General features: G+C 36.4%; 5 protein-coding genes. 1 reads left to right on the plus strand and 4 read right to left on the minus strand.

Annotation, left to right across the window (positions count from 1 at the left end; genetic code table 11):
- The 3 genes from FOD82_RS09740 to FOD82_RS09750 form a co-directional block, all read right to left on the minus strand.
- Positions 1 to 2,310: phage/plasmid primase, P4 family (locus FOD82_RS09740; protein WP_144356293.1), on the minus strand; the 2,310-nt coding region annotated here is incomplete at its 3' end.
- A gap of 347 nt (positions 2,311 to 2,657) precedes the next feature.
- Positions 2,658 to 4,694 carry a plasmid recombination protein gene (locus FOD82_RS09745; protein ID WP_144356294.1) on the minus strand — a complete coding sequence of 679 codons (2,037 nt, stop codon included), beginning with the start codon at positions 4,692 to 4,694 and terminating at the stop codon, positions 2,658 to 2,660.
- A gap of 598 nt (positions 4,695 to 5,292) precedes the next feature.
- Entirely contained in the window at positions 5,293 to 5,553 is a 261-nt protein-coding gene (locus FOD82_RS09750) for a hypothetical protein (protein WP_144356295.1), read from the minus strand.
- Between the two features lie 535 nt (positions 5,554 to 6,088).
- On the opposite strand from FOD82_RS09750, the gene FOD82_RS09850 reads away from it, so the two are divergent.
- A complete protein-coding gene (locus FOD82_RS09850) occupies positions 6,089 to 6,265 on the plus strand; it encodes a hypothetical protein (RefSeq protein WP_186277758.1) in 177 nt (58 codons plus the stop codon).
- 485 nt (positions 6,266 to 6,750) lie between these two features.
- On the opposite strand, the gene FOD82_RS09755 is transcribed toward FOD82_RS09850, so the two are convergent.
- The coding region (locus tag FOD82_RS09755) for a hypothetical protein (RefSeq protein WP_207105609.1) at positions 6,751 to 6,969 on the minus strand (219 nt) is incomplete at its 5' end.

Raw genomic sequence — 6,969 nt, forward strand, 5'->3', positions numbered from 1 at the left:
AGAAAGTGGCTTTAGGCTAGCACTTACACAAGAGTTATAGTATAAAACGTAGAGAGCAGAGGAGGGGATTTCGAGATTTTGGCAAGCGTTAATCTCTGGGACAATTTCATCAACAAAATATGCTATTGAGTCGGCTTCATGCTTAGCCAAGTTTAAGATCTGCTCTGATTCTTTAGTCTGTGTTAGAGATAAATCAAGCTCGACATTATTTATTACGTGGTAGAGCACCCACTCCTTAAACTCTGTACGCTTTATATAGTCATTTTTAACGCGCCAATCGTCAGGATTGCTAGCTCTATGTACCGTGCTAAACTTGATAGCTACAAGGCGCTTGTAGACGGCTTCAGTGGCACCTACAAAAGGAGGAACTCCGTTGGCGGATTGAATTACGAAGGCTTTAACTCTAGCTCTAAAACTGTGCTCATACTTTGGGTTTATACGCGTAAGGTCCCCAGAAATGATCGTGTTGATATTATCAAAAGCTTTAACGACGGTGTCGGGGTTGTTGTCATCTCCAATGATGAGGTCCGCATTTACGGCATCACGTAAGGCGTCGGCATCTTGAAAGTCTTTCAAGCGTAGGCTTGCGATATGGTCGCCACCCTTGACGTTGCTTATGATATCCTCAAAAGTAGATTTTCCTGTTTGACCTTGTCCATTGTCAACGAGCAAAACGGCTTGTCTCAAGTAAGAAATACCAAGGATACCAGCCTTTAAGACTTGCCAAAGCAAATTGTACTTGTCACTATCAATTTCTCCTGTGTGCTGGTCCGTAGCTAGCTTTTTAAGGGAGCTAGTAAGAGAAAAGCTTCCAAATTTTGGCTCTTTGACCGCATTTCTGTTATAATTTGTGTCGACTTTCGATACAAAAACAAATTTTTCAGGGTCATAAGGAAGCAACTCCTTAGTTTGTAAGTCTAGAACGCCATTTTTAACAGCAATCCAATTGTGTGTTTGTTCGCTGGTAAGCTGGCGTTTTTTGATTTTGTCAGAAGGCTTTACACGTAAAGTGCTTATAAGGTTTTCACGCGTTTTTTTACTTACTACCGTAGGATCTAGCGTAAGTATAAGCCTTTCTAAAAAGTCAGAGTCCGTACGCCACAAGCCAGAATCCCAATCGTAGTAGGAAAGAGGTGCATCTTGAGTTTCTTTGACCTTGTCTTCCTTATAAAGGAGGGCTAGAGGTTCGTATCTTTCAATTGCGTTGATGATAAAGACAGGATTCATTTTTGGTTTTTCTTCCTCTTTATGGGCTTCAAGCCAATCTTTTCGGACTTGCTGAAGCTTTTCTATAAGGTCGGAATTACTTTTGAATTTAGGTGCCTGATTTGGCTTGTAGCCCCCTTCTGTGTTGATATCGGCAATCATAAGAGTATGCTCACCATAAGTTTCGTTAGTGTCTGCAAAGTGGATTTCGTCCCACTTTTCACGAATTTCTTGGGAAGTTCTAAAAATTGAATCTACCATTTCAAGATCGTGGTTTGTCCACCACACAAGCTTACTTGTAAGAGCTAAGTCATCGCTTGAGTGGTCTCCAGAAGGAGCGGAAAAGCTAAAAAGTTTATCAAAGTTTTCAGCATCCTTAGATTTAGCAATTTTTTCTTTTATTTGTGACCATGTCAAGCCATTTCCTTTAGACTTGTAAGAGTTTAAATCCAGTTTTGCCCCATCAATAGTTACAGGCTCAAAAATACTTTCAGTAGTATTTTCTTGTGTGTCTGAGATTTCGCCAAACATAAAGTTTTCGACTTGCTTTTCTTCTGCGTCAGAAAGCTCTTGTATGCTCCCTGACAGGCTCAAGCGGTTAAGGGTTATAGCTACCCATCTGTCTCGTGTATACTGCTCAAAAGGCTCTTTTTTGTTGATTTGGCGTTGCTTTTTTGCTACATAGAGTATGTGTACGCCCTCGCCAGACTGAGAAATTTCAGCATAGCTAAAGCGTGTCAGCTTAAAGATTTCGCCCAAAAGCCCAGAACTATTTTTCTTGTAGGTCTCAATTTCATCTTTTACGTGGTCAATGTCTATGAGCACGTAAGGTTCTTTTAAAAGTAAACCAAGCTCAAAGTGTTCTTTAGGATACTCAGCTCTGCACTGTGTGAGGTAGTCGCACGCTTGCTTAAAACTTAAAGGATATGGATCTTTCTTCCACTTCATAAAACCATAACCTTCTCTTGGGTCTAAAGCCACCTTGTTTTTACGTTTAGGATTTTTAGGGTCACTCTTGACAAGCATAACTGCCCAAAAACCATTTTCTTTCAAATCTTGCCAGTAATCTTTCACTTTTGCTTGTATGTTTGCTTTTTCTTCCATTGAAAAAAGCCGTCCTTTCTATACTTTCGTAAGCTCTGGACGACTAAATTTTTACTTTCTAATTACTGACACCACGTATTGTTTGTGGTATACTATGTGTAAGTTGAATTCTAATATTTAGTACGTCTAAATTTTTAGTCGCTTTTTAAATACTTGAATTTAACGTTGACACTTTTTAGGTAATTAAGAAAGCTACAGATTTGGTCGTCGTGGAGCTTTTTTAATTTGATTTTTTGACGGAATAAATAAAAAGTATAAAGGGTTTGAATTATTTTTAGTTAATCCGTCTTCACAATTATAACATAAAAATAATGGCTTGTGATCGATTCACAAGCCTTATTTTTTGCTCAAATTTCAGGTCCATCAATCTCTTTTTCGCTTTTGTGTATACCTTTCCGTGCAAGTCTTGGAAGAGAAACGCGCATAATCTTGCGCTTTTTAGGATTATGACCTGTAATATCTTTAACACTTCGCGTTTTAAGCTCTTTGAGCTTCTGTTCAGGAGTAAGCTCAACAGCAACGCCTTCTTTAAAGCTTTCAAATTTATCTCTAGGCAAGCTTTTCACGTCATCGACATAGTCACAAACTGCATATATCAGGTCCTTAGGGTGCTTGACAATCGCTTCTGGAATCTCAGATAAAAATTTTCTTCCTTTTCCTTGGCTTTGACCGATTGCGTTTTCTAACTCGAAATCAGAAACTTTTTTATCACTAACTCTAGCGCTTGTATAGCTATAGTAATAAGTTGCGATTTTATCTAAAACTTTTTCAAAATTGCTTTCACGAAGAGAAAACTTTTTCTCTCTTTGGGAAACGTAATTCTCGCGCTCTGAGAGAGCTCGTTTTTGCTCTACTATAGACTTATCATAATTTTCTTTACGCTTCTTAGAAAGGCTCTCCTGCGCTTGTATGGCGTCTAGAGAGTTTTTTCTTACTTGGACTTGAGAGTCATAATTTTTAATTAAGTCAAGCTTAGGCTGGTTATCTCGTATAGTCTTATTTTGTGTGTAAATTTTAGCCTGCTTTTCTTTACTAATTTTCTCAAAGTTATCTATAGTATCAAGCTTTTTCTGATTTTTCTTTATCTTGTCATCTTGCTTTTTTATGACTGAATCCGCGAGTTCTATAGACTTTAGAGTAGACGAATTTTGATCTATAGTTTTTTGCTGGTCCTGTAAGACTTTATCTTGAGACGCAATTTTTTCCTTACGTTCCTTAACTTTTTTATCGAAATCGCTTATGATATCAAGCTTTTCACGTTGTTGAGAAAGGTAAAACTCATTTTGCTGGATTTTGACTTGTTGCTGTCTCAGTTTTTCTTGTTGTCGGGCTTCGTTAGCCTTAGCTTGCTTATACTCCTGTGTGCTCTTATATCGGTTCTTCTCGCCTTTTTTACGAGTGACCCCCATAGTCACCTGCATAAGCTTTTCAAGGCTCTCAGACTCGCGATGTTGCCACTGAGTGAATTGTTTGCGATTATCCCTAGGGTCTTTTTTGAACCCCTGATTATCGAGCATCATGTTAAAAGAGGGCTTGACCTGTAAGCCATTTTTTCCATGCATCTGAGCTACTGGCACGAAGTCGATATGTGCATGAGGAGACGCCTCGTCCATGTGTATAGCCGCGTTAAACACCACGCAGTTGGGATTATTTTTGACAAAGTCCTCCTTGATATACTTTTCAAGAATCTTTTTAGCCTGTTTCCATTTTTCTGGGTCCTTACGCACAAGCTTACGCGTAGAGCTTTCAACTTCAGGTAAAATTTTCCCGTCCTTATCTACCAGTTGACCGTCAGCATTTGTGACGTTGTAATCCTGTGCGTTGCCGACTTGCACAATAATTTCTTGATGAGTTCGTTGTTGCTTGGCGTTCTTTTGCTTTTTGTATAAGGCTTCGCCATAGGTTTCGAGCTTTTTAACTCGAGTTTTCTCTTTCCTGAGTGCAGATAAACTTTTAAAATTTTGCGCATTACTTTTTATGATCTCACCGATATCAGCACCTAAGTTTTTCTTGTCTCGCTCAAACGTCGCGAGTAGGGCTTCCCTCTTTTTCTTGGGTGCTTGCATGTAATCGTGAGTGAGGTCAAGTGTCATCAGTTCTAACTCTTTCTCTCCACGAGTTAGAGCCTTACCTCCACCAATCTGCCTGCCGGGTTTTTTACCCAAGTTATATCTTTTGATCTCGTCAGTAAAAGCATCCTCATACACAGAGACGATATCTTTTTTTATCACAATCTCGTTGAGGTGTGTGTCTTGACTTCTGATGTGAGTATGACCTTTTTTATCGTAATCAAATTTTTTCTCGTATTCTGATCTGTTGTTATGGTAAATACTCGTTTGTCCAGTCGTACCTTTTTTAACACTGACTGTCATTTGACCTGCCATAAAATCACGCTCCTTTTTATATATCCTACGCTCAAGCGGCGCTAATCCTTGCTACAAAAAACGTGACTTCGATGAGGTCAGCTTTTCACGTAAGTAAAAAGCTGACCTATTCCCAGTTTTGTCCCTGCGCTCCAAAACGAATAGGCTCTCCGAGGGTCGGGTCCCCCGAACTGGAACCCACACAAAAGCAAAGCTTTTTAGTGGGTTTTATCGCTTCCACACGAAGCGAAAAGGGGAGCCAACCTCCCCTTTAAGTGCAAGCTTTCGCAAGCACTTAACCCCTTGTTTTTTGCTCAATTTTGAGCAAAAAAAGGAGGGTAAACCCTCCTTCAACCTCCCCATAAAATCGAAAAAACAGCAAAAATAGCCACCCTCTAAAAATCCGCACTATACCTAAATATTAAAGGACAATTTAACGCGAATCCTGTGGTCAACAATAGCGTGGATTTATAAGCATTTTTTCAATTTTGCGTCATTTTTCGACTTCACACGAAAATACAGGACACTTTTTTTGCAAAAAAAAGGAGGATAAGACCCCCCATAAATTTCATTTTTAGTACTCGTCTAGAGTCACTTTGATTGTAAAAAAACTTATTTCTTATTCTTTATAATAGTACTTTGAATAATCAGTTTCTGTAATTAGATCTTCAATCGATTTTGAAAAACTTTCGCCTGTCGTTCTTGTCTCTGGATTTGAAAATTCATCTTGAATTTTTTCTAACTCTTTCCAAGCTTCAGCCTTATCATTTTTCAAAATATCTTTATCTAAAATAGTAAGAATTTTTGCCGTTTCAACTAAAGAGCTGATGACATCTTTTTTTTGATCTACACTCAATTCATTATAAGAAATTTTTGCCATTTTTAAGGTCCTTTCACACAAATTACTTAGTAACTTTAGTATGGAATATTTTTCTTATAAAAGAAATCATTTAAATTTATTTTTTCAATAAAAGTATGATTTTAGATAATTTTTTTCACACAAATTAAGCTATACAAGGGTAAAAAAATTAGTTTTTCTGATATAAAAAATACAAAACCTTGATATATCAGGGTTTTTAAGCAAAAAAGAGGGAGCTATTTCAAAGAAATAACTCCCTACTTTTTATATTTAAATTATTTTTTTGCATGTTAAAAGGCGCTTACCCAAAGCACCCTCCAACAAATCTGACTACATTATTAATTGAGTACCCAATTCAAAAAATAATGCTTAATGTTACAACAAATAAGCATGTTTTTTATACACGCATGTTTTACCTCTTTACTTGTCTATAGTCATTATACCATGTTGTTAAATTAAATAAACAATTGATACAATAATTAAGGCATGTTTTTTATAAACTTGCTTCCAAAACTTAGCCAAAACCCATATCGGCTAAAAAAGGAGGTGATGAAACATGTTTTCCTCTTTACTACCCATTGTAATGACTGTTACTTTCTTAGTAATAGCTGTTACAGGGTTAGTCCTAAGCTTTGCAAAGCTTACTAGAGCTTTTACACAATTATGTGTAGAAGCTACTAAACTTTTAAAAGCTTGGCAACAGTTTAAACAACTTTCCAAAAAAAGAAAGTAACTTAAACTTGAAAAAGGTCAACCTACCCAGTTGACCTTTTTTTGTTCTCAATTTATTCTCAACCCTACTGCATCAGGCTTTTAGCCACTTTTTTTAACACAAATTGAGAACAAATTGAGAATAATTGAGAACAAATAAAAAATTTATTCTCATTTTATAATCCTTACGCTCCCAAGGGGTTCAGAACTTTTTAACACAAATTGAGAACAATGAGAATAAATTTCTCCAACCTTTTCTATCATATTTTACTACCTATCTCTCAAAAATTTTTTTCGTAAAAGTTTTATTTTTTTATTCTCATTGTTCTCAAACACAAAATAAGATAGTATAAAGTATTGGTATGTCAACGTTTGTAGGGTGAGAACAAATTAAAACTTTTATTCTCATTTATTCTCATTTATTCTCAATTTGTTCTCAAATGCTTTCAAAAGTCAAAAAAATATCACTCATTATGAGTGATATTTTAAAATATTAAATTTTCAAGACTATTTTTTAACAAATCCAGTTCCACGGAATGATTTAGCTGTGAAAGTAAAATCCAAAGACAATCTACTAGAAGAATGTTGAGAAATTAAATTTGAAATAGTATTACTACTGTTACTATCCGCCCATAAATTAGGATTAGAAATCGTTACATTTTTGGGTTGATAGTCCCATACTTGCATAAACGCGGATTTCTTTATTTCTCGTGCAAATTTTGGTTT

This window comes from Lactobacillus sp. LL6 (assembly GCF_007570935.1).
GTDB lineage: Bacteria > Bacillota > Bacilli > Lactobacillales > Lactobacillaceae > Lactobacillus.

Excerpts from the sequence above, each read along its gene's own strand:
- FOD82_RS09745 (WP_144356294.1), bottom strand. The coding sequence starts at position 4,694 with ATGGCAGGTCAAATGACAGTCAGTGTTAAAAAAGGTACGACTGGACAA.
- FOD82_RS09750 (WP_144356295.1), bottom strand. The coding sequence starts at position 5,553 with ATGGCAAAAATTTCTTATAATGAATTGAGTGTAGATCAAAAAAAAGAT.
- FOD82_RS09850 (WP_186277758.1), top strand. The coding sequence starts at position 6,089 with ATGTTTTCCTCTTTACTACCCATTGTAATGACTGTTACTTTCTTAGTA.